25 protein-coding genes are annotated in these 26,509 nt (G+C 64.4%); 15 read left to right on the forward strand and 10 right to left on the reverse strand.

Features of this window, described 5'->3' with window-relative positions:
* Position 1: 1 nt before the first annotated feature.
* Both xdhB and xdhC read left to right on the forward strand, forming a co-directional pair.
* Complete coding sequence (xdhB, locus tag J1C56_RS29825) at positions 2-2,362, forward strand: xanthine dehydrogenase molybdopterin binding subunit (RefSeq protein ID WP_214393560.1); 2,361 nt, start codon at positions 2-4, stop codon at positions 2,360-2,362.
* Positions 2,359-3,309, forward strand: coding sequence for a xanthine dehydrogenase accessory protein XdhC (gene xdhC, locus J1C56_RS29830; RefSeq protein WP_214393561.1), 951 nt, complete (start codon positions 2,359-2,361; stop codon positions 3,307-3,309). The genes xdhB and xdhC overlap by 4 nt, the downstream gene beginning before the upstream one ends.
* 28 nt (positions 3,310-3,337) lie before the next feature.
* On the opposite strand, the gene dps is transcribed toward xdhC, so the two are convergent.
* A complete protein-coding gene (gene dps / locus J1C56_RS29835) occupies positions 3,338-3,826 on the reverse strand; it encodes a DNA starvation/stationary phase protection protein Dps (RefSeq protein ID WP_214393562.1) in 489 nt (162 codons plus the stop codon).
* 107 nt (positions 3,827-3,933) lie between these two features.
* Positions 3,934-4,449, reverse strand: a complete 516-nt coding sequence (locus J1C56_RS29840) for a winged helix-turn-helix transcriptional regulator (RefSeq protein ID WP_214393563.1) — start codon at positions 4,447-4,449, stop codon at positions 3,934-3,936.
* 120 nt (positions 4,450-4,569) lie between these two features.
* Here J1C56_RS29840 and J1C56_RS29845 point away from each other — a divergent pair, with 120 nt between their 5' ends.
* Entirely contained in the window at positions 4,570-5,043 is a 474-nt protein-coding gene (locus tag J1C56_RS29845) for an SRPBCC family protein (protein WP_214393564.1), read from the forward strand.
* 189 nt (positions 5,044-5,232) lie between these two features.
* Positions 5,233-6,432, forward strand: coding sequence for a serine hydrolase domain-containing protein (locus J1C56_RS29850; RefSeq protein ID WP_214393565.1), 1,200 nt, complete (start codon positions 5,233-5,235; stop codon positions 6,430-6,432).
* A gap of 27 nt (positions 6,433-6,459) precedes the next feature.
* On the opposite strand, the gene J1C56_RS29855 is transcribed toward J1C56_RS29850, so the two are convergent.
* Positions 6,460-7,380: a LysR family transcriptional regulator gene (locus J1C56_RS29855; protein ID WP_067958054.1), complete on the reverse strand. Its 921-nt coding sequence runs from the start codon at positions 7,378-7,380 to the stop codon at positions 6,460-6,462.
* 145 nt (positions 7,381-7,525) lie between these two features.
* Between J1C56_RS29855 and J1C56_RS29860 the strand changes: the two genes are divergently transcribed.
* From J1C56_RS29860 to J1C56_RS29875, 4 genes are all read left to right on the forward strand, one after another.
* A complete protein-coding gene (locus tag J1C56_RS29860; protein WP_214393566.1) occupies positions 7,526-8,746 on the forward strand; it encodes a urate hydroxylase PuuD in 1,221 nt (406 codons plus the stop codon).
* Between the two features lie 110 nt (positions 8,747-8,856).
* Positions 8,857-10,173: a guanine deaminase gene (guaD, locus tag J1C56_RS29865; RefSeq protein ID WP_214393567.1), complete on the forward strand. Its 1,317-nt coding sequence runs from the start codon at positions 8,857-8,859 to the stop codon at positions 10,171-10,173.
* A gap of 57 nt (positions 10,174-10,230) precedes the next feature.
* Positions 10,231-10,728, forward strand: a complete 498-nt coding sequence (locus J1C56_RS29870) for a heme-degrading domain-containing protein (protein WP_214393568.1) — start codon at positions 10,231-10,233, stop codon at positions 10,726-10,728.
* A 170-nt stretch (positions 10,729-10,898) separates the two neighbouring features.
* Complete coding sequence (locus J1C56_RS29875) at positions 10,899-12,164, forward strand: glycerate kinase type-2 family protein (protein ID WP_214393569.1); 1,266 nt, start codon at positions 10,899-10,901, stop codon at positions 12,162-12,164.
* On the opposite strand, the gene J1C56_RS29880 is transcribed toward J1C56_RS29875, so the two are convergent.
* From J1C56_RS29880 to J1C56_RS29895, 4 genes are all read right to left on the reverse strand, one after another.
* Positions 12,161-13,612 carry a UdgX family uracil-DNA binding protein gene (locus J1C56_RS29880; RefSeq protein WP_214393570.1) on the reverse strand — a complete coding sequence of 484 codons (1,452 nt, stop codon included), beginning with the start codon at positions 13,610-13,612 and terminating at the stop codon, positions 12,161-12,163. The two genes, J1C56_RS29875 and J1C56_RS29880, sit on opposite strands and share 4 nt — an antisense overlap.
* Entirely contained in the window at positions 13,612-14,847 is a 1,236-nt protein-coding gene (locus tag J1C56_RS29885) for a putative DNA modification/repair radical SAM protein (RefSeq protein ID WP_214393571.1), read from the reverse strand. The genes J1C56_RS29880 and J1C56_RS29885 overlap by 1 nt, the downstream gene beginning before the upstream one ends.
* Positions 14,848-14,963: 116 nt before the next feature.
* Positions 14,964-16,352 (reverse strand): glutamine synthetase family protein, encoded by a 1,389-nt coding sequence (locus tag J1C56_RS29890; protein WP_214393572.1) that lies wholly within the window; start codon positions 16,350-16,352, stop codon positions 14,964-14,966.
* A gap of 30 nt (positions 16,353-16,382) precedes the next feature.
* Entirely contained in the window at positions 16,383-17,768 is a 1,386-nt protein-coding gene (locus J1C56_RS29895) for an aspartate aminotransferase family protein (RefSeq protein WP_420797445.1), read from the reverse strand.
* 152 nt (positions 17,769-17,920) lie between these two features.
* Here J1C56_RS29895 and J1C56_RS29900 point away from each other — a divergent pair, with 152 nt between their 5' ends.
* Positions 17,921-18,373 (forward strand): hypothetical protein, encoded by a 453-nt coding sequence (locus tag J1C56_RS29900; protein ID WP_214393574.1) that lies wholly within the window; start codon positions 17,921-17,923, stop codon positions 18,371-18,373.
* A gap of 49 nt (positions 18,374-18,422) precedes the next feature.
* Here J1C56_RS29900 and J1C56_RS29905 read toward each other — a convergent pair whose 3' ends face one another.
* Positions 18,423-18,854 (reverse strand): MarR family winged helix-turn-helix transcriptional regulator, encoded by a 432-nt coding sequence (locus J1C56_RS29905; protein ID WP_214393575.1) that lies wholly within the window; start codon positions 18,852-18,854, stop codon positions 18,423-18,425.
* A gap of 73 nt (positions 18,855-18,927) precedes the next feature.
* On the opposite strand from J1C56_RS29905, the gene J1C56_RS29910 reads away from it, so the two are divergent.
* A complete protein-coding gene (locus J1C56_RS29910) occupies positions 18,928-19,386 on the forward strand; it encodes a hypothetical protein (RefSeq protein ID WP_214393576.1) in 459 nt (152 codons plus the stop codon).
* Between the two features lie 54 nt (positions 19,387-19,440).
* Here J1C56_RS29910 and J1C56_RS29915 read toward each other — a convergent pair whose 3' ends face one another.
* Both J1C56_RS29915 and J1C56_RS29920 read right to left on the reverse strand, forming a co-directional pair.
* Positions 19,441-20,415 (reverse strand): WD40 repeat domain-containing protein, encoded by a 975-nt coding sequence (locus J1C56_RS29915; RefSeq protein ID WP_214393577.1) that lies wholly within the window; start codon positions 20,413-20,415, stop codon positions 19,441-19,443.
* Positions 20,416-20,613: 198 nt separating this feature from the next.
* Positions 20,614-21,699: a CobW family GTP-binding protein gene (locus tag J1C56_RS29920; protein ID WP_214393578.1), complete on the reverse strand. Its 1,086-nt coding sequence runs from the start codon at positions 21,697-21,699 to the stop codon at positions 20,614-20,616.
* 185 nt (positions 21,700-21,884) lie between these two features.
* Here J1C56_RS29920 and J1C56_RS29925 point away from each other — a divergent pair, with 185 nt between their 5' ends.
* From J1C56_RS29925 to J1C56_RS29945, 5 genes are all read left to right on the forward strand, one after another.
* Positions 21,885-22,619 carry an intradiol ring-cleavage dioxygenase gene (locus tag J1C56_RS29925; protein ID WP_214393579.1) on the forward strand — a complete coding sequence of 245 codons (735 nt, stop codon included), beginning with the start codon at positions 21,885-21,887 and terminating at the stop codon, positions 22,617-22,619.
* 198 nt (positions 22,620-22,817) lie between these two features.
* Complete coding sequence (locus J1C56_RS29930) at positions 22,818-23,330, forward strand: MarR family winged helix-turn-helix transcriptional regulator (protein WP_214393580.1); 513 nt, start codon at positions 22,818-22,820, stop codon at positions 23,328-23,330.
* Positions 23,331-23,460: 130 nt separating this feature from the next.
* A complete protein-coding gene (locus tag J1C56_RS29935; protein ID WP_214393581.1) occupies positions 23,461-24,399 on the forward strand; it encodes a DMT family transporter in 939 nt (312 codons plus the stop codon).
* Positions 24,400-24,463: 64 nt separating this feature from the next.
* Positions 24,464-25,498 carry a LacI family DNA-binding transcriptional regulator gene (locus J1C56_RS29940; RefSeq protein WP_214393582.1) on the forward strand — a complete coding sequence of 345 codons (1,035 nt, stop codon included), beginning with the start codon at positions 24,464-24,466 and terminating at the stop codon, positions 25,496-25,498.
* Positions 25,495-26,478, forward strand: coding sequence for a 2-hydroxyacid dehydrogenase (locus tag J1C56_RS29945; protein WP_214393583.1), 984 nt, complete (start codon positions 25,495-25,497; stop codon positions 26,476-26,478). Before J1C56_RS29940 ends, J1C56_RS29945 begins: the two co-directional genes overlap by 4 nt.
* Positions 26,479-26,509: the final 31 nt, after the last annotated feature.

The raw sequence follows: 26,509 nt of genomic DNA on the forward strand, positions 1-26,509 counted from the left end.
GATGACCCAGCACACTCCGAACCTCAAGGCCCAAAAGATTTCGGGCGGCGTCCACACCGACCAGCGCCACGATTCCGCGCACAAGCATGTCGCCGGCGAGGCCGTCTATATCGACGACATGCCCGAGCCTGCCGGCACGCTGCATGTCGGGCTCGGCCTGTCGAATGTCGCGCATGGCACGCTGAAGTCAGTCGACCTGTCGGCGGTCCGCGCAGCACCCGGCGTCGTCGACGTTTTGACCCATGCCGATGTTCCCGGCGATAACGACATCTCGCCGAGCGGCATGCATGACGACCCTGTCCTCGCCCAAGGCAAGGTGCAGTTCCACGGCCAGCCGATCTTCGCGGTCGTTGCCGAAACGCGCGAGCAGGCGCGCCGGGCCGCGCGCCTGGCAAAGGTCGAGTATGACGAGCTGCCGGCGGTCATCAGCATCTGGGATCTCGACACCGAAAAAGACAAGCAGGTGACGACCCCGCTGACGCTCAATCGCGGCGATGCGGCGGCGGCGATTGCCGCGGCCCCGCGCCGGATCAAGGGGCGGATGAAGCTCGGCGGCCAGGACCATTTCTACCTCGAAGGCCAGGTGTCGCTGGCCGTGCCCGGCGAAGACGACGAGGTAACAGTCTATTGCTCGACGCAAGGGCCAAGCGAGACCCAGCATCTCGTCTCCCATGTTCTCGGCGTGCCGAGCCACGCGGTGACGGTCGAGGTGCGCCGCATGGGCGGCGGCTTCGGTGGCAAGGAAACCCAGGCCAACCAGTGCGCGGCGCTTGCCGCCATCGCCGCCAAGAAGCACAAGCGCGCCGTCAAGGTCAGGCTCGACCGCGACGAGGACATGACCGCCACCGGCAAGCGCCATGACTTCGCCATCGACTACGAGGTCGGCTTCGACGACGAGGGCAACATCCTCGGCGTCGACTACATGTTCGCGCTCAATGCCGGCTTTTCGGCCGACCTGTCGGGACCGGTCGGCGACCGGGCGCTGTTTCACTGCGACAACGCCTATTTCTATCCCAACGTGCATGCCAAGTCGGCACCGCTCTACACCAACACCGTCTCCAACACGGCGTTCCGTGGCTTTGGCGGGCCGCAAGGCATGGTCGGTGCCGAGCGCGTCATCGACGAGGTCGCCTTCGCCGTCGGCAAGGACTCGCTCGAAATCCGCAAGCTGAATTTCTACGACCAGATCGGCACGCCGGGCGAGCGTAACCTCACGCCCTATCACCAGAAGGTCGAGGACTGCATCATCCAGCGCATCGTCGCCGAACTCGAGGAAAGCGCCCAATATGCGCGGCGCCGGCGCGAGATCGCGGCCTTCAATGCCAATAGCCGTTTCATCAAGCGCGGTCTGGCGCTGACGCCGGTCAAGTTCGGCATCTCGTTCACCAAGACCGAGTCCAACCAGGCCGGCGCGCTGGTGCATGTCTATGCCGATGGCTCGGTGCACATGAACCATGGCGGCACCGAGATGGGCCAGGGCCTGCACCTCAAGGTGGCGCAGGTGGTGGCGGAAGAGTTCCAGATCGACCTGGAAAGGGTGAAGATCACCGCGACGACCACGGCCAAGGTGCCCAACACCGCGCCGACGGCGGCGTCGTCGGGTGCCGACCTCAACGGCATGGCAGCGCAGGATGCGGCGCGGCAGATCCGCAAGCGGCTGACCGATTTCGCCGCCGACAAATACCAGGTGCCGGTCGACCAGGTGGTGTTCCTGCCCAACCGCGTGCGCGTCGGCAACCAGGAGATTTCCTTCAACGACCTGGTCAAGCAGGCCTATCTCAACCGCATCCAGCTGTCGGCCGCCGGCCACTACAAGACGCCGAAGATCCATTGGGATCGCGCCAAGGGCAGGGGCCATGCCTTCTATTACTACGCCTATGGCGCGGCCTGCGCGGAGGTCTCGGTCGATGTTTTGACCGGCGAATATGTCGTCGAGCGCGCCGACATCCTGCACGACACCGGCCGCTCGCTGAACCGGGCTATCGACATCGGCCAGGTCGAGGGCGGCTTCATCCAAGGCATGGGCTGGCTGACCACCGAAGAGCTGTGGTGGGACGGCAAGGGCCGACTGCGCACGCATGCGCCGTCGACCTACAAGATCCCGCTGGCGTCCGACCGGCCCAAGATCTTCAACGTCGCGCTGACCGACTGGTCCGAGGCCTACGAGCCGACGATCCACCGCTCGAAGGCCGTCGGCGAGCCGCCGCTGCCGCATGGCATGGCGGTGCTGCATGCGCTGTCGGATGCGGTGGCAAGTGTTGCCGAGCACAAGATCTGCCCGCGTCTCGACGCCCCGGCCACGCCGGAGCGGGTGCTGATGGCGATCGAACGCCTCAGGGCCGAGGCGGCCCAGGCACAGTGAGCACGACGGCCAAAAGCCTCAGGGCCTTCCTCGCTGCAGCACCTTCGGTGGCGCTGGTCGAGGTGGCCGAGGCCAAGGGCTCGACGCCGCGCGAAAAGGGCGCGTGGATGCTGGTGTCGCCGCAGCGCATCTTCGGCACCATCGGCGGCGGTCAGCTTGAGTTCATGGCGATCGACACGGCGCGAGCGATGCTGAAGGAGACAATCTCCCCCGTTGAGGGGGAGATGCCCGCGAAGCGGGCAGAGGGGGTAACCTCAGGAAGAAGCGCCCAAGGGGCGTTGAGTCCGGCCGATGGGACCCCACCCGGCGGCTTCGCCGCCACGGTCCCCTCAAGGGGGAGGGAAAGTCTCACCCTCGACATTCCCCTTGGGCCGGAGATCGGCCAGTGCTGTGGCGGACGGGTCGAGGTCGCCGTCAGCAAAGTCGATCAGGCGTTGCGCACCGATCTGCTGGCCAGTGCCGAGGCGTCGGACGCCGCCCTGCCGCATGTCCATGTCTTTGGCGGCGGCCATGTCGGCCATGCGCTGGCATCGGCCTTCGCGCTTTTGCCGCTCAATGTCGTCGTCGTCGAGACCCGCACTGACGCGCTCGAAGGCATGCCCGACAACGTCGTCACGCGGCTGACGCCGATGCCGGAGGAGATGGTGCGCGAGGCGCCGGCGGGTACGGCCTTCGTGGTGCTGACGCATGACCACGCGCTCGATTTCCTGATCGTCGCCGAGGCGCTCAAGCGCGAGGACGCGGCCTATGTCGGCATGATCGGCTCAAAGACCAAGAAGGCGACGTTCAGAAGCTGGTTCCTCAAGTCGGCTGGCGGCAGCGAGGAACAGTTCGCGCGGCTCGTCTGCCCGATCGGCGGCGACGCGGTCAAGGACAAGCGCCCCGCCGTCATCGCCGCGCTCGCCGCGGCCGAGATCATGACCGCGCTGGCTCCCCGGGGGAAGTAACCGGCGCGGCCTGATTCCTGCCGCGCGGCTATTCGCTTTCCTGGATGTGGGCTTCGAGGAACCACAGCGACTTGTCGAGCGCGCGGGAATAGGCGGTGAAAATGTCTGCCGTATCGGCGTCTCCTGCCTCTCCGGTCTCGTCGATGGCGGCACGCACGCTTTTCGCGGCGTCGGCATAGCGGTCGATCAGTGCCGCAATATGGTCCTTGGTCTTGGCGATGTCGGTTGGATAGGGCTTCAGCTTGCTGGCCTCGACGACGACCTGCGAGGTGCCGAGGGCAGCCCCGCCCAACTGGGCGACGCGTTCGGCGATGGTGTCGACATGTTCGTCCAGGTCCTTGCGGAAGCCGTCCAGCATTTCGTGGATGGCGATGAAATGCGGCCCCTTGACGTTCCAATGCGCCTGCTTGGTGATCAGCGCCAGGTCGATCGCATCGGCGAGCCGCGCGTTGAGCAGTTCGATCGAAACCTTCTTGGCGTTGGACTTGAGATCGTTGCGCGTCGGATGCGAAATCATTGCCTGCTCCTTGATAGAATGGTCGCGCCGCCCGGCGGTTTCCAGGTGACGCACGCAGCCTACAACAGCCTCATGACAGTTCGGTTCCGGGCTGGCCCAGCGGAATTTCAGCCAGCCACGGCGTTCCGGGCGACGACTTCGAGATAGGCCGCCTGCAACTCCTGGCGTACCGGAATCCGGCTCTGCGCCGCCTCCGATAACGGCTCGCCGAGATGGTCGGTGCGCAGTTCCTCCATGAACCGCTGCCACATTTCAGGCCCGCCCTTTTCCAGAAGCTCGGCGCGGATGCTGAGCTCCTCGCTGACCGGCAGCCACTTGCGGCCCCAGGCGGCGATCTGCGCGAAAACCGGCAACAGCTCGATCGCCATTTCCGTCAGCGAGTAGATCGCCTTCTGCTTGTGGCTGGGGTCGTCGGCCTTGCTGATCAGCCCGTCCTCGAGCAGCCGCCGCAGCCGGTCGGCCAGGATGTTGGAGGCGATGCCTTCCTCCGACTGGGTCAGCAACTCGCGGAAGTGCCTGCGGTTGCCGAACATCATGTCGCGCAGGACGATGAGGCTCCATTTGTCGCCGACCACCTCGAGGGTGAGGTTGATCGGGCAACCCGACCGGTGATGCTGGTTCATGCAATGCGTCTCCAAAAACCAGTTGCAATATAAAATCAGTTTACCTATCTTGCAACCAGTTAGTAATCACAACCGGTTGCAGGAGCCAAATATCGAGCAACCCTTTTGATGGAGAATGTAATGACCGCAATTGCAACAGTTCAGGCCAGTTTCAGCATCGACCGCTTTTACGCGGCATCGCCCGCCGAGGTGTTCGCTGCCTTCTCCAATGCCGAGCGCAAGCGCCGCTGGTTCGCCGAGGGCGAGGGCTGGGAAGTCGACGAATTCTCACTCGATTTCCGTGTTGGCGGTTCGGAGCGCAGCCGTTTCCGCTTCCAGGGCGGCCCAGAGGTTTCCAACGACACCACTTATCTCGACATCGTCACCGACCAGCGCATCGTCATCGCCTATGTCATGGCGCTTGCCGGCATCCCCTTTTCCGCCTCGCTCGCCACCATCGAGTTCAAGCCTGAAGGCAATGGCACGAGGCTGGCCTATGTCGAGCAGGATTCGTTCCTCGATGGACAGGACGGCTCCGCCGATCGCGAGGCCGGCTGCAGGGGGCTGCTCGAGCTCCTGGCTGGCGAGGTCGAGAAGGTGTCGGTTGCCGCGTAGGCGGCGCCTGGAGTTGGCGGGATGGCAAGCAAGGAGGCTAGCATGAGTATGTCTTCGGGGTTGGATCGTCGTACCCTGATGAAGGGATTTGCGTTGTCGGCGACTGTTGCTGCGCCGACGGCCGTCGGCGCCCAGCAGGCGCCTACGCAACTGGCTTCGGCCACTACCGCGACAACAAGGAGCACGGCGATGAGCACGGGAAATTTTGTAGCAGACCGGCTCGAGCGGATGCGCAAGGTCATGGCCGGCCATGTCGAAAGCGGCGACGTGCCGGGTCTTGTCTGGGCGGTCAGCCGTGGCGGCGAGACCCATGTCGAGGCAGTCGGCGCGCTGTCGCTTAACGGCACAGCACCAATGCGGCGCGACAGCATCTTCCGCATCGCTTCGCTGACCAAGCCGGTCACCGCGGCCGCGGCGATGATCCTGGTCGAGGAGTCGCGGCTGCGCCTCGACGATCCCGTCGACAAATGGCTGCCCGAGCTTGCCGACCGCAAGGTGCTCAAGAGCGTTGACGGCAAGCTCACCGATACGGTTCCCGCCAGCCGCCCGATCACCTTGCGCGATCTGCTCACCCTGCGCTTCGGCGTTGGCGCAATCATGGTCTATCCATTCGCCTATCCGGTGCAGCATGCGATGGCCGAGGCCGGCATCGCGCCAAGTGCGGACCTGTACCGCGGCTCGCCAGATGCCTTCATGAAGGCCGTCGGCTCGTTGCCGCTCGCTCATCAGCCGGGCGAAGGCTGGCTCTATCACACCGGTCTCGATGTCGCCGGCGTGCTGGTCGCACGCGCTGCCGGACAGCCGCTGTCCGCCTTCATGCAGGAGCGCATCTTCGGCCCGCTTGGCATGAAGGACACCGGCTTCCATGTTCCGGCGGAGAAGGTCGACCGGCTTGCCACCGCCTACTCCAGGGATTTCCGGACCGGCAAGCTCGGCGTCTATGACGAGGCCAAGGGGGGCTTGTTTGCCAAGCCCGCGGCCTTCGAATCCGGCGGCGGCGGGCTTGTGTCGACAGCCGACGACTATCTCGCTTTCCAGAAGATGCTGCTCGGCAAGGGCAAGCTCGGCAGCGAGCGCATCCTGTCGCGCGCCTCGGTCGAGCTGATGACGACAGACCAGCTCACCGACGCAGAGAAGGCGAGTGCTGAGATGTTTTTCAACGGCAATTCGGGCTGGGGTCTCGGCATGTCGGTGGCGCTCAGGCGCGACAATCTCTTTACGACACCGGGGCGCTTCGGCTGGGACGGCGGCTACGGCACATCAGCCTATGCCGATCCCGAAAACGACCTTGCCGGCATCCTGCTGTCCCAGAAGCTGATGGATTCGCCCGAGGCGCCCAAGCATTATGTCGACTTCTGGACATCGGCCTACCAGGCGATCGAGGGGTGAGGCGTTCGCCTCACATCCTTGTCGGCCTCATTTGCCGGCCAGAATGTCCTTGATCAGCTTGTGGCAGCGCTCCGCCATGAAGTCGAGCAGCAGCCGGACCTTCGGGTCCTGCAGCTTCTTGTGCGGATAGACGGCGGCGAACTGCACGGGCGTTGGCGGTGTCTGCGGCAGGATGATCTTCAGCCGCTGGTCGCGGATGAAGGGCTCGACCTCGAAGCGCGGCTTGTTGATGATGCCGCGCCCGGCCAGAGCCCAGCCGGTCAGCACGTCGCCGTCGTCCGAATCGAAAGGCCCATGAACCTCGAATTTGGTCGGGCCGTTGGGTGTCTCCAGCGTCCAGAAATACTCGCGCGACCCGGGATAGCGCAGCATCAGGCAGTCATGCTTCTTGCCGATCAGCTCGTTGGCGCTTTCGGGCTCGCCGCGCTTCTCGAGATATTTGGGCGCGGCGACCAGCACGCGCTCGCATTCCATGATGCCACGCATCCTGAGGCTCGAATCCTCGATCACGCCGAGCCGGAAGGCGACGTCGAGGCCTTCCTTGAGGATGTCGACATTGTGGTCCGAAAGCCTGAGTCGGACCTCGATGTCGGGGTATTTGTCATGGAATTCGGGGATTCCAGAGGCGACGAGGCGCCGCCCAAGGCCGAGCGGGGCGGTGACGCGAATGGTGCCGCGCGGCTGGCCGGACAGCGCCGAGACTGCGGCTTCGGCCTCGGTGATCGCTTCCAGCACCTGCTTGGCGCCGGAGTAAAACACGTTGCCATGCTCGGTCGGCATTAGCTGGCGGGTGGTGCGGTTGAACAGCCTGACGCCAAGGTGCTTTTCCAGCTCCTTGATGCGATTGGAGGCGACAGCGGGGGAAATGCGCATGTCGCGTCCCGCGGCGGAGAGATTGCCGAGTTCCACGACGCGTACGAAGACGGCGATGTTGTCGAGATAAGCCATGCGATGCAGGGTTCCATAGCCGGCATATGCCGTGCCGCGCTACGCTAGTATTTTCCAGATTTTTTTGAAAGTCATCGCGAATCCTTTCACTTCCCCAATGCATCGGGCATCGTAAGATCGGCACGCTGCGAAAAAGGGACGGCGGATGTACGACTTGGCGTTTTTCATGGAATGGGCGAGCTTCGCCGTGCGGTGGCTGCATGTCATCACCGCCATGGCCTGGATCGGCTCGTCCTTCTACTTCATCGCGCTTGACCTCGGACTGAGGAAGCATGCCAATCTGCCCGTCGGCGCCCATGGCGAGGAGTGGCAGGTCCATGGCGGCGGCTTCTACCATATCCAGAAGTACCTGGTGGCGCCGGCCCAGATGCCGGAGCACCTGACCTGGTTCAAGTGGGAGTCTTACGCCACCTGGCTGTCGGGATTCGCGCTTTTGTGCCTCGTCTATTACGGCGGAGCCGAGCTGTTCCTGATCGACCGCAACGTGCTTGACGTGTCGGCGCCGGTGGCAATCGCCATTTCGCTCGCCTCGATCGGCATTGGCTGGCTGATCTACGACCAGCTCTGCAAGTCGAAGCTCGGCGACCACGACACGCTGTTGATGATCATCCTCTACGCCGTCGTGGTGTTCATGAGCTGGGGCTACACCCAACTGTTCACTGGTCGCGCCGCCTTCCTGCATCTCGGCGCCTTCACCGCCACGATCATGTCGGCCAACGTCTTCATGACCATCATCCCGAACCAGAAGATCGTCGTCGCCGACCTCATCGCCGGCCGCAAGCCCGATCCGAAATACGGCAAGATCGCCAAGACGCGCTCGACGCACAACAACTACCTGACCCTGCCGGTCGTGTTCCTGATGCTGTCGAACCACTATCCGCTGGCGTTTGGCACCGAATTCAACTGGGTCATCGCCTCGCTGATCTTCATCATCGGCGTGCTGATCCGCCACTACTTCAACACGCTGCACAAGCGCGAGGGCAACCCGCACTGGACGTGGCTGGCGGCCGGCATCGTGTTCATCATCATCATGTGGCTGTCGACGGTGCCGAAGGTTTTGACCGGCGAGGACAAGAATGCCTCCGTGACCACGGCGCCCTTCGTCGCCTCGGCACAGTTCCCCAAGGTGCGTGACACGGTTCTCGGCCGCTGCGCCATGTGCCATGCCAACGAGCCGTCCTACGAGGGTGTCTATCACGCGCCAAAGGGCGTGGTGCTGGAGACCGACAACGCGATTGCCCAGCATGCCCGCGAGATCTACCTGCAGGCCGGCCGCAGCCATGCCATGCCGCCCGCCAACGTGACCCAGATCACGCCGGAAGAACGCGCGCTGCTGGTCGCCTGGTACGAACAGGCGCGGAAGTAACAGCGGTACCACGACGCAGACCGAAAGCTCGGGGCGCACTCGTCGCGCCCAATTCGACGCGCGGGGACAGCCGCGGTTTCGCCACGCCAGAAAGCTTGTAGAGTTCGATCATGACCACCACACTTCTTCGCGGCCGTACCTTGTCCTTCCTGCGCTGGCCCGACAGCGCCGACGACCATGCGTCCTATGCCTATGAGGAAGACGGCGCCGTCCTGATGCGCGACGGCAAGATCGCCGCCGTGGGGGCCTATGCAGAGGTTGCGGCCCAGGCGGGTGGCGCCAAGGTCATCGACCATCGCCCGCACCTGATCCTGCCCGGCTTCATCGACGCGCATGTCCACATCCCGCAGATGCAGATCATTGCCGCCTATGGCGCCGAGCTGCTGGAATGGCTGAACAAGTACACTTTCCCCGAGGAAACGCGCTTCATCGATGCCCAGCACGGCCGCCGCATCGCGCGCCTGTTCCTCGACGAGATGGTGCGCCACGGCACGACGACCGTTGCCGCCTATTGCTCGGTGCACAAGCAGTCGGCCGAGGCGTTCTTCGCCGAATCGCATGAGCGCAACATGCTCAACATTGCCGGCAAGGTGATGATGGATCGCAACGCCCCTGAAGGCGTGCTGGACACGCCGCAGGCGAGCTATGACGACACCAAGGCGCTGATATCCGAGTGGCACGGCAAGGGACGGCAGCACGTCGCCATCACGCCACGCTTCGCCATCACCTCGACTCCCGAGCAGATGGAGATGGCCGGCCAGCTGGCGCGCGAGCACCCCGACCTGCATATCCAGACGCATCTGTCGGAAAACCACGCCGAGATCGCCTTCACCCAGGAACTCTATCCCTGGTCGCGCGACTACACCGATGTCTACGAGCATTATGGCCTGCTCGGCAAACGCACGCTGCTCGGCCACTGCATCCATCTCGGCGAACGCGAATCCGACGCCATCTCCGACCATGGCTCGATCGCGGTGTTCTGCCCGACCTCCAACCTGTTCCTCGGCTCGGGCCTGTTCGACTACCAGCGCTATCGCAAGCGCGACAAGCCGCTCAGGATCGCCACCGCCACCGACGTCGGCGGGGGCACCAACTATTCGATGCTGCGCACCATGGACGAGGCCTACAAGGTCATCGCTCTCAATGGCGAGAAGCTCAACCCGCTGGCCTCCTACTGGCAGCTGACGCGAGGCAATGCCGAGTCGCTCTCGATCGCAGACAAGGTCGGCACGCTCGATGTCGGCACCGACGCAGATATCGTGGTGCTCAACGCTCGCGCAACGCCTGGCATGCGGCTTCGGATGGAGCGCACCGGCACGCTGGCCGAGGAGCTTTTCCTGTTGCAGACGCTCGGCGACGACCGCGCCGTGGTCGAGGTCTATGTCGCTGGCAAAGCCGCAAAGTCGACGATGGATCAGGCCGCCTGACCTTGCGTCATCGGCTCGTGTCTGCCATGTGAGCCGTGTCTGAGGGAGGAACGGACGATGGCAGCAGCCGAGGACCTGGAAAAAATCGCCGAGCAGGAAGACCGACTGGTCTTCGACCGCTTCGACGAGGCGATTGCCTTCGAGATTGGCTCGGCGATCCGCACCCGCGGCCTGTCGGAAAACTTCCCGATCATCGTCGACATCCGGCTGTGGGACCGCGCGCTGTTTTACTGCGCGCTATCAGGCTCGACCGTCAACAACACCGACTGGGCGCGGCGCAAGATCAACGTCGTCAGGACCTTCCACCGCAGCAGCTATCGCATGGTGCTCTCGAAGGCGCGGAGCGACCGCACCTTTCCGGTCGGCGATGCCTTGCCGATCGACGACTATGTGCTTGCCGGCGGCGGCTTCCCCATCAAGGTCAAGGGCGTCGGCGTCATCGGCGCCATTGCCGTTTCAGGGCTGCCGGAGCGCCAGGACCACGAGGTGGTGGTCGCGGCTATCGCTGACTACCTCGGCATTCCCAGATCGGAGCTTGCGCTCGGGCCTGCATGATTTGAACGCCGTGCGGCCCCTCACCCTTACCCTCTCCCCGTGAAGAACGGGGAGAGGGGGCGTCGACGTTGCCGCTCCTCCTTCTCCCCGTACTTCACGGGGAGAAGGTCCCGGCAGGGGGATGAGGGGCAGCGCTACCTGAACAAGCGAAGCGTATAGCGAGAGTCCGGATGACTAATTTCGAACCCAGACACTTCCTCACCAGCATTTTCGAGGCCGCAGTCGCGGCCGCCGACCCCGAGCTCACCATCCGCCGCCATTTGCCGGAAAAGCCCAAGGGCCGCACCATCGTCATCGGCGCCGGCAAGGGCTCGGCGCAGATGGCGGCTGCTTTCGAAAAAGCCTGGGACGGGCCGCTGGAGGGCGTCGTCGTCACCCGCTACGGCTTTGCCGCCCCTTGCGAGCGCATCAAAATCGTCGAGGCGTCGCACCCGGTGCCCGACGCCAATGGCCTCGAAGCGGCGAAGCTTTTGCTCCAGACGGTGTCCGGCCTGACCGAGGACGATCTCGTCGTCGCGCTGGTCTCGGGCGGCGGCTCGGCCCTGCTGCCGTCACCTGCCGGCAACCTCACGCTGGCCGACGAGATCGCCGTCAACGAGGCGCTGCTTGCCTCCGGCGCGCCGATTTCGGCGATGAACACCATCCGCAAGCACATTTCCGGTATCAAGGGCGGCCGGCTCGCTGCCGCTGCCTGGCCGGCGCGCGTGGTGTCGCTGGTCGTCTCGGACATCCCCGGTGACAACCCGGCGCTGGTCGCGTCGGGACCAACGGTGCCCGACGAGGCCACGCGCGCTGCCGCGCTTAGGCTGATCGAGACCTACAGGATCGCGCTGCCGCCCACAGTCATGGCGCATATCAACTCACCTGCCGCCGACGCCCCGTCACCTTCCGACCCGCGCTTTGCCCGCAACGAAGTGCATGTCATCGCCTCCGCCGCCGTGTCGCTCGACGCCGCCGTCGAAGCGGCGCGAAAGCAGGGCGTTGAAACAGTCATCCTCTCCGACGCCATTGAAGGCGAGGCGCGCGAGGTCGGCGGCGTTCACGCTGCGATCGCGCGTGAAGTTGCGGTGCGCAACCGTCCGTTCAGCAAGCCGGTGCTGATCCTGTCGGGTGGTGAGACCACCGTCACACTGCGTGCCAAGGGCAAGGGTGGCCGTAACAGCGAGTTCTTGCTGGCATTTGCCATCGGCATCGACGGAATTGCGGGCATCGACGCACTGGCAGCCGACACCGACGGTATCGACGGTTCGGAAGACAATGCAGGTGCCTTTGCCGACGCGTCGACGGTCGCCCGCATGCACGCCTCTGGCGTCGATGCCAAGGCGATGCTCGCCGGTAACAATGCCTGGACGGCGTTCAATTCGGTGGGCGATCTTTTCGTCCCCGGGCCGACTGGCACCAACGTCAACGATCTCCGCGCGATCCTGGTTCGCTAGGCGGCCATCGTCTCGCGCACTGTCCTGATGTCCTCGGCGAAGCGGGCGCATTCGGTTGCCGCCTCCTGCGGGTCGCGAATGCGCAGGATGTAGGAGGGGTGGATCGTCAGGAACACGGCGAGCCCGTCGTCGCGCATGATGGTCTGGCCGCGCTGCCTGGTGATCGCCACCGGCGCCTCCAGCAGCGACTGGGCGGCGGTCACGCCGAGCGCCACCACCAGCTTCGGCTTCAGCAGCGTCAGCTCCTGCGCCAGCCACCAGCGGCAGGCCTGCACCTCGCCGGCATTGGGCTTGCTGTGGATGCGCCGCTTGCCGCGCGGCTCGAACTTGAAGTGCTTGACGGCATTGGTGACGTAGACCGCGGCGCGGTCGATGCCGGCTTCGCCGAGCACCGCGTCGAAGATCTTGCCGGCGGGGCCGACGAAGGGCCTGCCCTGCAGATCCTCCTGGTCGCCGGGCTGTTCGCCGACGAACACCAGTTCGGCATCGTCAGGGCCTTCGCCGAACACCGTCTGCGTCGCCTCGCTCCACAGCGGGCAGCGGCGGCACTGGCTCGCCTGCTGGCGCAGGGCGTCGATGGATTGCGCCTCAGTCGCTGCCTGTTCTTCCGCAGCCGGCCAGTGCCTGGCCTGAATCGCCTCATGATGCGGTGCGGGCATCGTCGGCATCCTCGCGATCATCTCCCTGGCGGCCTGGTCGGCGCCGGCCACCAGTCCGGGAATGAGCGAAACCTCGGGAAGGTTTCGCCAGTATTTCTTCGGCATCTCCGATTGCATCGCCTTCACCTTCAGTCGGGCCGGATTGAAGATGCTGGCGAAATATGTCCGCCACATCTCTTCCGACTGGTCGCTGTCGGGGGCGTCCTCCTTCGAGGCGGCGGGTCCGAGGGCCAGCCTTTCGCGGTCCCATTCCGCCGAGCCATGCGGCGTCAGGATCGCCCAGTGCATGCCGGTGAAGCGGCGCACGAAGAAAGGTGCTGCCAGTTCGAGGATGAAGTGGTCGGGCTCGAACCAGGCGACGAAACGCTCGTCGACGCCGTCGCCGATCTTCCGGAAGCGGACGAAGGCATGCATCTTGTGCTCGTCGCGCCTGACCGACTTCTCCATCGCCTCGAAACGGCGCACGTCGGGGTCGGAGGCGATGCGGAGCAGATGCGGCGCGCTGCGCTGCCGCCAGAGCAGCCGGTAAAGCAGGGCGAAGCGTTCGCTGTCGGAATGGCAGGCCACGATGGCCGCGCGGTCGATGAAGTCTCGCGAGACCCTGAATTCGACACCCGGGGTCGGCGCTGGCAGCTCGGTCGCTGCTCCGCCGACATGCCACTCGATGTCCTCGGGCCTCACCTCGTTTGTCGCCAGCTTTCGCGCGGCGTCGCGCCAGCCGTCGAAGTCGGTCGGGCCGGCGAGCTGCACGGCGTAGGCGGCCAGTGACAAGGTGGGCTGGCTTACCATCATAACAGCTCGAGTTGTCGTGGCTTCGGCGCGATCGTCTCGCGCAGCCGTGCTGCGTCGGTCGTGGCACCCGGCGACCAGCCGTCGGCGACGATGAACGGGCGCACCTTGGCGATGGATTGGCATAGCCGGCCGACGTCCTCGAGCCGCAACCGCTTGAAGCGGCGGGTCTCGATGATGCGTTCCACGGCGCGTGTGCCAAAACCCGGGATGCGCAGCAGCATCTCCTTGTCGGCGCGGTTGACGTCGAGGGGAAACGAGGCGCGGTTGCGCAGCGCCCAGGCGAGCTTGGGGTCGATCTCCAGGTCGAGCATGCCATCGGGTTGGCCGTCCAGAATCTCGCTTTGGTCGAAGCCGTAGAAGCGCATCAGCCAGTCGGCCTGGTAGAGCCGGTGTTCGCGCATCAGCGGCGGCTTCCTGAGGGGTAAGGCGGAGGAGGCGTCGGGGATCGGGCTGAAGGCCGAGTAGTAGACGCGCCGCAGCTGGTAGCTGCCATAGAGCCGGGCGCTGGTCTTGAGGATGCCGGCATCTGGCGTGGCATCGGCACCGACAATCATCTGCGTCGACTGCCCGCCGGGGGCAAAGCGTTCGCGCGTCTTGGTCCTCAGCGTCGGCTCCGCCTTTTCCTCGATCTTCGAGCGCAGCTTGGCCATCGAGACGCGGATCGTCTCCGGTCGCTTCTCCGGCGCCAGCCGTTTCACGCCCTCGTCGGTCGGCAATTCGACATTGATCGACAGCCGGTCGGCGTAGAGGCCGGCCTTTTCGACCAGTTCGGCCGAGGCTTCCGGAATCGTCTTGAGATGGATGTAACCGCCGAACTTCTCGTCGAGCCTTAGCCGCCTCACCACCTCCACCATCTCTGTCATGGTCTCGTCGGGCGAGCGGATGACGCCGGAGGACAGGAACAGACCCTCGATGTAGTTGCGCTTGTAGAAGTCCATGGTCAGCCGCACGACCTCGTCGACAGTGAAGCGGGCGCGGCGGACATTGGAGGACGAGCGGTTGATGCAGTAGCTGCAGTCGTAGATGCAGAAGTTGGTCAGCAGGATCTTGAGCAGCGAGATGCAGCGGCCGTCGGGTGCGTAGGAGTGGCAGATGCCCATGCCCTCGGTCGAGCCGATGCCGCCAGACTTGAGCGAGTCGCGCCCGCCGGCACCCGACGAGGCGCAGGAGGCGTCATATTTCGCGGCGTCGGAAAGGATCGCGAGTTTCTCGCGGGTTGAAAGAACTGCCATTTGTTCATGATACGTTCTTTGGACTGACAAGGCCAGAGCCTTCGTCGCGACGTGGCGAAATGTGATCTCCTCGGAGGAGCAGGGATGGCGGGCGGTTGTCCGCCATCCCTCAGGGATTACACCTCGTGCAGATAGAGGTGATAATCCAGTTCGCTCACCGTGCGGGCGACGCGGAGATATTCGCTTTCCTTGATCGCCGTGAAGGTGCGGTGCAGGTCGTGGCCGAGCGCCTCGCGCAGGAATTCCGAGCCCTTGGCTGCCTCGATCGCTGAACGCCAGTCCGGCGGCATCACGCTTTCGGTGCCTTCGGCCTGTTCGTAGCCGTTGCCCGAGGTTTCGGGGCCGGGATCGAGCTGTTCGTCGAGGCCCTTGGAGATGCCGGCGAGGATGGTCGCGGCCACCAGATATGGGTTGGCGTCGACGCCCGAGGGGCGGTGCTCGATGCGGCGGTTCTTGGCGTCGCCCGCCGGCACGCGCAACGCCACGGAGCGGTTGTTGACGCCCCATGTCGGGGCCACCGGTGCGTAGGACTGCGACACGAAGCGGCGCCAGGAGTTGGCGTGCGGCGCAAACACCAGCATCGATTCCGCCATCGTCGCGGCCAGCCCGCCGATCGCGTTGAGCAGCAGTGGCTGCCACTCGCCTTCCTTGGCCTCGGTGAAGACGTTGTTGCCGTCATTGTCGAGCAGCGAAGCGTGGAAATGCATACCCGAGCCGGCATACTTCTCGATCGGCTTGGCCATGAAGCACGCGGTCACGCCATGACGGCGCGCCTGCATGCGGACGATGCGCTTGAGCATTATCAGGTCGTCGGCAGCCTGCATCACGTCCTTGCGGTAGCGCAAGGTGAGCTCGTACTGGCCCGGCGCGTATTCCGAGATGACGGTTTCAGCCGGAATGCCCTGCAGCTTGGCCGCGGCATAGATGTCGGAGAACAAAGGCTCCATGCCGTGCAGGTGGTCCACCGAATAGACCTCGGTCTTGCCTGACACGCGGCCGTCGAGCACCGCGCGGGCCGGCTGGACCTTGCCGTCGCCGTCACGCTCGTTGGACAGCAGGAAGAATTCGAGCTCGAAGGCGCCGGCCGGATGCAGGCCCTTGGCCGCCAGCTTGTCGACCTGGCGCTGCAGCGCGAGCCTCGGGTCCGAGGTCATCGGCGCGCCGTCGAGATGGTACATCGACATCAGCAGCTGGCCGCGTGCCGGGCTCGTCGCATGCATCGGCTTCAGCGTGCCGGGGATCGGCCAGGCCCTGAGGTCGCCGTCGCCGGAATCCCAGATCAGGCCGGTTTCGTGCACGTCCTCGCCCGTAATGTCGAGGCCGAGGATGGAGATCGGCAAATGCCGCCCGCCTTCGTAAAGCCCCATCAGCTCGTGGCGGCGGATGATCTTGCCGCGGCCGACGCCATTGGCGTCGGTCAGCACGATGTCGAAGGCTTCGATGTCTGGGTTCGCGTCAAGGAAGGCTCTGGCCTCGTCGACGGTCGAGCCGGAAGGTGATGTCATGATGTCACTCGATTGTCCTGAAACCTTGTCTCATGCCGCAAGTCGGGCGGCAATGTCGCCGAAAGCCGCAATCAGCTTGTCGACCTGCCGCGCTGACGTCACCGGCGAGACCAGCATCATGTTGTGGAACGGCGCGATCAGCACGCCGCGATTGACCAGCGCCACATGCACGGCAGCCTCCAGCCGGGAGGCATGCGCATGTTCGGCCTCGCCGCCGTTGCGCAGCGGTCCCGGCGCGCAGATGAATTCGACGCGCGCACCGACCCGCATCACGTGCCAGGGCAGTTTGTGTTTTCGGATCGCCTTGTCGAGACCTTTGGCCAGCCGCTCGGCCAGCGTCTCCATGTGGGCGTAGTTGTCGTCGGTCATCACCTCTTCGAGCGTGGCCCGCATCGCCGCGAACTGAAGAGGATTGGCCGACAGCGTCGTGCCCATGCCGGAATAGCCCGGCTCCTTGGTACGGTTGTAGTCGGCGTAACGCGCGGCCACCTCTTCGCTCATGCCCCAGACGCTGGCCGGCACGCCACCGGCGACGGGCTTGCCGAGCACGAACAAATCGGGGTCGAGATCGTGCTTGCGGGTGTAGCCACCGGGTCCGGTCGAGATGGTGTGGGTCTCGTCGATCAAAAGCAGTGTACCGGCTTTCCGCGTCAGCGCGCGTACGCCTTCAAGGAAGCCGGGTTCGGGCAGCACCATGCACGAATTGGTCAGCACCGGCTCGGTGATGACGCAGGCGACGTCGCCATGGCTGAGTGCTTTCTCCAGCGCCGGCAGGTCGTTGAACTCGACGATGCGGGTGCGGGCGGTGAGGTCGCGGAACTCGCCGGCGAGGCCGGGACGGTTGATCGGCTTGCCATCGTCGAGGCGCACCATCGTTTCGTCGACGGCGCCGTGATAGCAGCCGTTGAACACCAGGATCTTGTCGCGGCCGGTGACGGCGCGGGCGACGCGCAGGGCGAAACGGTTGGCGTCGGTGGCTGTGGTGGCGATCTGCCAGTGCGGCAGGCCGAAGCGTTTTGCCAGCAGCAGTCCGAGCGTCAGCGAATCCTCCGACGGCAGCATGTAGGTCAGGCCGCGGCTTGCCTGCCGGCGGATGGCGCGGGCGACGGGGGCGGGCGAATGGCCGAACATCGAACCGGTGTCGCCGAGGCAGAAATCGGCAAGCCTGTTGCCGTCGACATCGGTGATGACAGCGCCGCTCGCCTTGTCGACCAGGATCGGGAACGGCGTCGGCCAGTCTTTCATCCAGTGCATCGGAACGCCGCCGAAGAAGCCCGCCATGCCATTGCCGAGTGCCGCCTCGGATTTGGGCCGGGCGCGGCGGAAGATTTCCGCCTCCGTCGTTGCAAGCTCTGCTATGCGCGACAGCGGCACGCCGCCTTCGGTGGCTTCTGGTCGTTCGATGCGGTTCATCATGGCTCCCATTGGACGGACGGGCGCCACTCTAGCCAGAGCCGACGCGAAACGGCAATTGGCCGTGCGCAAGGCGTCGATTGGCGCAGCAGGCCAGCTCTTGACCGCCGCCGAACATCGGCGATCATGACACTGTGCTTTGGGGGTGAATGCCGATGCGTGTTATGATGACGGCCATGTCGATCCTGCTTGCGGCGGGCCCGGCCGGTGCCTCTGGCGGGCTCTCATGCGGTGCCAAGGATGAGGCGGTGAAACTGACCATCGAGAGTGGCGTCACTCGCGGCATGGGAAGTCCAGTGTTCAATTTTCGCGGCGAGATCGAGCTAGCTGAAAAGGCGATTTCGCAAGATTTGCGCGCGATGAGCTTCGAGCGCGAGCACCTTGCGCAATACTGGCTTGATGGCGAAGAGCTCCGCATGGTCGTCTATCGCGAGCGCGAAAGCGACAAACCGCATGGCTATGTCGAGATTACGGTAAGAACCAAGTCAGGCGACGAAGGCGACTATATCGGCCAGTATTCGGTTACTGTCTTCGACATGACCGACGCCAGCGGTGGCGACGGCAAGACCTACAATTTCACTGGCCGCGCCACCTGCCTGGTCGAATAGCTCCAGCTGGATAGTTCGGCATTGGTTCGCTGGCCGCGCAGGCTGGCGGTCAATCCTTGTGCATGGCGGCGATGGCGCGCCGCATCAGCGCCAGGAACGTCTGCCGCTCCTCGTCGGTGAATTCTGCCAGCGCGGTCTCGTTCTGGGCGCGGGCGGCGGTGGTTGCGGGATCGCGCAGCGCCTTTGCCCTTGGCGTCAGGTGGATGGCCTGCGAGCGCCCGTCGTCGGGATTGGCGCGCCGTTCGATCAGACCGTCGCGCTCCATTCTGGTCAGCGTATTGGCCATCGTCGCCTGTTCGACATCGAGGCGCCGCACCAGTTCGCTCTGGGCCAGCCCATCCTCGTCCCACAGCGCCAGCAGTGTCATGAACTGCGCCGGTGCCAGCCCGAGGGGGCGGATACGCTCGTGCAGGCCCTTGGCAAAGAGGCGCGCCATCTGGTTGGCGAGGTATCCGGCCGAGCGTTCTTTCTGGAAAGCCATGACAGACAGATAGCTGTTGAATAGTATGCTATGCAATGATATATAGCTTGCTATGCAAACTGGAGGTTCGACAATGAAAGCGAAACTTCATGCCGTGGCCGGTGGGGTCGCCTTGCTCACGGTCGTCTGCTTCTGGATTTCCACGGTTGGAGCCGAACTCACCGGCAACGCCGAAACCATCGCCGCGGCCAAGGCGGCGATCCTGGCCGGCATGGTCGTGCTGATCCCGGCGATGATCGTTGCCGGCGGCTCGGGCTTTTCGCTTGGCAAGGGTTGGAAGAGCCCTGTTGTCCAGCACAAGAAACGCCGCATGCGCATCGGCGCCGCCAACGGCCTGCTGGTGCTGCTGCCCTCGGCCTATGTGCTGGCCGGCTGGGCGGCGGAAGGCCGTTTCGATGCGGCCTTCATTATCGTGCAGACACTGGAGCTGGCGGCCGGAGCCGTCAATATTGCGCTTCTGTCGCTCAACTTGCGCGACGGGCTTGCGCTTCGCCGGAAGCCGGCGAGGGCTGTGCACGCCGGCCGACTTTAGACGTTGTGCGCAATTCCTGACGGAAAACCGTTTCACAGTTTTCCTGGAATTGCGCTAGCCGGTGATGTCGATGACGCCGCAATCGCCGGCAGCACTGCCGAAGGCGATGCGGCGTTCTTCCTTGTCCCAGGCCATCGAGGTGATCGCGCCCTTGCCGGGGCGGCGCAGCAGCACTTCCTTGGCATCGGCAAAACGTACGGCCAGCACCATGCCGTCTTCATAACCGATGGCGACGATGTCCTCGCTCGGGTGACAGGCGACCGAGGTCACCATGGTGTTGCCGCGCGTGCCGAGTTCCAGCGGCGCCTTGCCCATCGGACCATCCTTGCCGCTGAACGGCCAGACGATCGCCGCCGGCGCGCCCGAGCTCGCCAGCCACTTGCCCTTGGCGCTCCACGACAGGCTCTTCACCTTGGCGGGATAGCCGGTCATGCGCATGTGCTTGGCATCGACGAGCTTCCAGCCATGCAGGGCGTTTTCCTGCATGGTGGTGACAAGGAAGGCGCCGTCGGGCGAGAATGTGATGCCGGTATGGGCGCCGTCCCATTGCAGTTCGGTCGGCGTGCCGTCGGCGGCGGGGAAATGCAGCGTCGCGCCATTGTAGCGGGCGACGCCGATGCGCATGCCCTTGGGCGAAAAGGCGATGCCTTCGACCGAACGCGGGTGGGCGAATTCCTTGGTCTTGCCGTCGGCGAAACGCACCCAGGCATTGCGGCCGCTGGCATAGGCAAGCGCACCTTGCGGTCCCGAGGCAACCGAGGTCACCCACTTCTTGCCGATGCTTGCCATCTCTTCGGCAACACCCGCTGAGGTCAACGACATCACCTTGCCGTCCTCGCCGCCCGAAATCATCAGGTCGTTCCTGGCGGTGGCCGTCGCCGACAGCAGCCCGTCATGCAGCTTCAACGACTTCTGGCCATGGTCGAGCCAGTGCACCATGCCGTCGGCGAGGGCGAAGAACGGGATATTGTCGAGGAAGGCGGCCGCAATGCAATGGCCTTCGAGATCAAGCGGGGCGACTGTCGGCATAAGAGATTATTCCATTCGAGATTTATGCTGCCCCTCACCCTTACCCTCTCCCCGTAAACGGGGCGAGGGGGCGTCAGCGTTACCGCTTGTCACTTCTCCCCGTTCACGGGGGTCCGAAGGACGGGGCGAGACCAGTGGCTCGCCTCGGCAGTGCCGGCAGGCGGATGAGGGGCAGAGTATTCCGTGGACAGTTGGCGCTTACGCCGCCTGGCAGGCCTCGAAGCTGCGCTTCAGCCGCTCGGCGTCAAGCTCGCGGCCGATGAACACCAGCCGGCTTTCATGCTTCTCGTCGTCTTTCCAGGCGCGCTGGTGGTCGCCCTCGATGATCATGTGGACGCCCTGGATGACGTAGCGGTCCGGATCGTCCTTGATGGCGATGATGCCCTTGAGGCGCAGGATGTTGGGGCCTTCCATCTGGGTGATCTTCTCGATCCAGGGGAAGAACTTCTTGGAATCCATCTCGCCGCCGCGCAGCGACACCGATTGCACCGTCACGTCATGGATCGGCGATACCGCGCCATGCTCGTGGTGGTCATGATCGTGATGCGCATGGTCGTGACCATGATCATGGTGATGATGATGGTCGTGGCCGCAATCCGGGCCGCACTCATGGTCGTGGTCATGATCGTGCGCGTCGAGGAAATGAGGATCGTCGGCCAGCACGCGCTTCAAATCGAAGGCGCCGCGGTCGAGCACCTGGTCGAGCGGAACGCCCGCACGGGTGGTGCGGTGGATCTTGGCCGACGGATTGATGGCGCGGATGGCAGCTTCGACGTCGCGCAACTCGTCAGCTGTCACCAGGTCGGTCTTGTTGAGCACGACCACGTCGGCAAAGGCGATCTGGTCCTCAGCTTCGCGGGAATCCTTGAGGCGCAGCGGCAGGTGCTTGGCGTCGACAAGGGCGACGACCGCGTCGAGCTTGGTCTTGGAGCGGACGTCGTCGTCCATGAAGAAGGTCTGGGCCACCGGCACCGGGTCGGCAAGGCCGGTTGTCTCGACAATGATGGCGTCGAAACGGCCGGGACGGCGCATCAGGCCTTCGACGACGCGGATCAGGTCGCCGCGCACGGTGCAGCAGACGCAGCCATTGTTCATCTCGTAGATTTCCTCGTCGGATTCCACGATCAGGTCGTTGTCGATGCCGATCTCGCCGAATTCGTTGACGATGACCGCATAACGCTTGCCGTGGTTCTCCGACAGGATGCGGTTGAGCAGCGTCGTCTTGCCGGAACCGAGATAGCCGGTCAGCACGGTCACGGGGATTTGGGTCTGGGCTTCGGTCATGGTCGTCCTCGGGATCGGATAGAGGCTCCATATAGGATGCCGGACGGGCTTTTGCACGTCTCAAACGACATCACGAATGCGCTCGCCGGACATTACGGAAGTTTCATTGGGACGATAGCTAGACCATGCCTAGATTGATGGCTGGGCAAGGGGCTTGCCGACCCATTTCGCGGAGACAGCCAGCGATGCAGAAAGCGTCTTTTCCCAACAAACTGAGCCGCCGCCGGGCGCTTGGCCTGATCGCGGTGACCGCCGGCGGCAGCGCGCTCGTACCGGTGCAGCTTTTTGCCCAGCAGGCTTCGCCGACATCCGATACAGCGCTGCTGATGCCGGAAGCCGGCGTCTGCTCAATCACGCCCGAGACCACCGAAGGTCCCTATTATTTCGACCCGGAACTCGAGCGCAGCGAGATCACCGAAGGCCGCGAAGGCGTCAAGCTGACCGTACGCCTGCAGATCGTCGATGAAGCGTGCAATCCGATCGAGGGCGCGCGCGTCGACCTATGGCATTGCGATGCAACGGGGCACTATTCCGGCTACCCGGGCCAGGGTGACGGCCGCGACGTCGACACCACGGGCCAGAAGTTCCTGCGCGGCTGGCAACGGGCCGACAAGACCGGCATCGTGTCCTTTGAGACCATCTATCCCGGCTGGTACCGCGGCCGCACCACCCACATCCACTTCAAGGCCTTTCCGAGGGAAGGCTCTGAAATGACCGGGCAGATGTTCTTCCCCGACGATGTGAGCGAGCATATCTTCTCGACCAGGACGCCCTACAACCAGCGCGGCGGACAACGCGACACGATGAATGCTAACGACGGCATCCTGCGCCGCGCCGGTTCGGGCACGCAAAGTGCGGTGCGCGAGGCGGCTTCCGCCTATGAAGCGCTGATGATCATTGCGGTGAAACGGGCAGGATGACCCCACTTCGCGGGAAGATTTGCCGGCGAAGGGTATATGTCATCGAACTGTAACATGCGTCTGGCAATAGCGCTCCTGCGGATGGTCGGTTGCCGGCAAACTGAGCTGGCAACAATCTCCCGCGCGGTCGATTGCCAAGGGCCACGCAGCAACTATTCTCGGCCATTACGGCACGGGGGCGTGGCGCAGGAGAGGCGGATGTCCAAGTCCAACAAAGGCGCGGCGATGAGCCGGCTTCACCAGGTGGCCCGGCTGGCGCGCACCTCGCTTGCCGCACGGCTTTTAGCGCATGGCTTCTATGCCGGCCAGGACCAGATCATGCTGTCGCTGCACGACGACGACGGCCAGACCCCTGGCCAGCTCGCTTCGCGGCTCGGGGTGCGTCCGCCGACGATCACCAAGACCATCAACCGGCTCCAGGCCCAGGGTTTCCTCGAAAAGCGTGCTTCCGATACCGACGCCCGCCAGGCCCATATCTTCCTGACCGAAACCGGCAACGATGCCATTCGCGCCGTCGAAAAGTCGGTCAAGAAGACCGAAAAGCAGGCGCTCAAGGGTTTTGACAAGAAGGACGTCAAGCAGCTTTCCAAGCTTCTGCTGCGCATCGAGGCCAATCTGTCCGACCTGACCCTGATCGACGACGAGGCAGCCGCTGACGTCGAGGGCACGACCGAGGTCGAGCCCGAAGTGGAAGCCGAAGCGGCGGAATAGCCACAGCGGCAGCAGCGCTCCATCCCGTGTCCGGGATGGAAAAGAGCCTGGTCCACGTGTTTTACCTTGCCGGGCGGCGGCGATAGGCGCAATAGCCGATTATCTCTAGTCATTTGCCCGGCCTGCCAGCGTGTCTCCTCAAAAATCAGCAGAAACAGCAACGCCCTCGTCGGCGATACTGCTGATATTTGCCTCCGGCCTGGTGTTTTCCTTCCTCGACACCAGCGCCAAGCATCTCGTCACGTCAGGCATGGCCGCGCCCTTCGTCACCTGGGTGCGCTTCGCCGTGCATGCCGCGATCGTGCTGGTGCTGTTCAGGGCCTGGGAACGGCCTGAGCGCCTGGTGCCGCAGAGCCTGTGGCTGCAGATCCTGCGCGCCGTCTTCATGTTCGGCTCGACGATCTTCAATTTCCTGGCGCTGCAGACGCTGCAACTGGCCGAAACCGTGTCGATCAACTTCGCCAGCCCGATGGTCATCACCGCGCTTGCCGGGCCGCTGCTCGGCGAATGGGCCGGCTGGCGGCGCTGGCTCGCGGTATTCGTCGGCTTCATCGGCGTGCTCGTCATCACCCGGCCGGGCTTCGGCGGCTTCGACATGGGGCACATCTTTTCGCTCTGCGCGATGCTGAGCTCGTCGCTCTACACCATCATGACGCGCCAGATGGGCAAGCGGGAAACGGCCGAGAGCCTGATCCTCTATTCGGCGGTCGTGCCCGCCATCTTCATGTTGCCGGCCGTTCCACTCGCCGGCTCGTTGCCCGTCCATCTCTACGACTGGCTGGTGCTGTTCGGGCTCGGCGTCTTCGGCGGTTTCGGCCACTGGCTGCTGATCAAGGCCTACCAACGCGCCTCCGCAACGGCACTTGCGCCTTACCCCTACCTCCAGATGGTCTGGATGATCATCCTGGGCTGGCTGGTGTTCGACCAGTTGCCCGACCGCTGGACGCTGGCGGGGGCTATGATCATCGTCGCCAGCGGCCTCTACATCATCCACCGCGAGCATACGCTCAGGGTTCGAAATCGTGCCGCGCCCAATGCCGAAGTCGAGGAGCTGGCAAAAAAGCTTTGATTTGCCGTTGAACAATGGCATACGGCTTTAAACGGTTTAAAAGACCGTCCGTTCACGCTAGCGGATGGAGGGCCGGCTGGCTCAGAAGATCAAGCTTTCGACGATCGCCGACGCACTCGGTGTTTCGACCGCCACCGTATCGCTAGCGCTGCGCGACAGCCCGCTTGTCGCTGACACGACCCGTGACCGCATCAAGCAGCACGCTCGTGAGATCGGCTATATCTACAACCGCCGCGCCGCCAGCCTGCGCACTTCGCGCTCCGGCATCGTCGGTGTCGTCGTCCACGACATCATGAACCCGTTCTACGCCGAGATCTTGCGCTCCATCGAAAGCGAGCTCGACCGCAGTCGGCAGACCTTCATCCTTTCCAACCACTACGATGACCTCGAAAAGCAGCGCACCTTCGTCGACACGCTGCTGCAGCTTGGCGCAGACGGCGTGATCATGTCGCCGGCGATCGGAACACCGGCCGAAGACATCATCATGGCCGAGGAGAACGGCCTGCCGGCGGTGCTGATCGCGCGTTCGGTCGAGGGCGCCGAGGTTCCCGTCTTCCGGGGCGACGACGCCTACGGCACCGCGCTCGCCACCAACCACCTGATCTCGCTCGGCCACAAACGCATCGCCATGATCGGCGGCACCGACCAGACCTCGACCGGCCGCCACCGCTACCAGGGTTATCTCAACGCCATGGAAGCGGCCGGGCTCGAAGTCCTGCCGTCATGGCGCATCGCCGGCCCACGCACCAAGCAAGGTGGCTTCGAGGCGGCAGCACAGTTCCTGGCGCTCAAGGACAAGCCAACGGCGGCCTGCTGCTGGAACGATCTCGTCGCCATCGGCCTGATGAACGGCATCGCCCGCGCCGGCCTCGTGCCCGGCATCGATGTCTCGGTGACCGGCTATGACGATCTCGAAGAGGCACAGATCGCGACGCCGGCGCTGACCACGGTGTGGAACGGCCAGCGCGAGGTCGGCCGCCGCGCCGCGAGCGCGCTACTCGACAAGCTCAACGGCCAGTCGGTGCGGCCGTCGCAGGAACTGATCAAGCCTGAGCTGCACGTCAGGCAGTCCACCGGAAAACCCAAAGAACGCGCATGACCGTATCGAATTTCGAAGCGCCGGCGATCCTGATCCCCGGCCTGATGCACCCGCACGTCACCGAACGGCTCAAATCGGCATTTCCGCTCATCCATCTCGCATCGGGCGATCCGGCATTGTTGACCGAGGAAATGAAGGCAGAGGTGCGCGGTATCGCCTCGATGGGCCGCGTCGACGCGGCCTTCATCGACGCACTTCCCAATCTCGAGATCATCGCCAATTTCGGCGTCGGCTACGATGCCGTCGATGCGCGCCATGCCGGCTTGCGTGGCATCATGGTCACCAACACGCCCGACGTCCTGACCGAGGAGGTTGCCGATACCGCGGTCGGCCTGCTCATCAACACGGTGCGCGAGTTGCCGCGGGCCGAAGCCTGGTTGCGCGATGGGCGCTGGGTCGGCGAGGGTGGCTATCGGCTGACGCCTGGCACGCTGCGCGGCCGCCGCGTCGGCATCTTAGGCATGGGCCGCATCGGCCTTGCCATCGCACGCCGGCTCGAAGCGTTCGGGTTGCCGGTCGCCTATCACAATCGCCGCCGCGTCGAGGGCCTTGCCTACGACTACTATCCGACGCTGAAGGAACTGGCCGTCGCCGTCGACACGCTGGTTTCGGTGGCACCCGCCACGCCGCAGACCGAAAAGATCGTCAACGCCGGGATTTTCGCGGCACTCGGCGCCAACGGCGTCTTCGTCAATGTCGGGCGTGGCGCCACTGTCGATGAAGCCGCCCTTGTCGACGCCCTTTCAAACGGCACGATCCTGGCGGCTGGCCTCGATGTCTTTGCCGACGAGCCCAACGTGCCACAGGCGCTGATCAACCTGCCCAACGCCTCGCTGCTGCCGCATGTCGCCTCCGCCACCGTCCATACCCGGCAAGCGATGGCTGACCTCGCCGCCGACAACATTTTCGCTTGGTTTTCCGATCAGCGCCGGGCGCTGACGCCGGTGCCCGAGACGGCTGAAGTGACGGCCAAGATCTAGCTGAGCCAATCTGGCTAGGGTGCTATGTCCC

It is taken from the genome of Aminobacter anthyllidis (assembly GCF_018555685.1).
Taxonomy (GTDB): Bacteria; Pseudomonadota; Alphaproteobacteria; order Rhizobiales; family Rhizobiaceae; genus Aminobacter; species Aminobacter anthyllidis.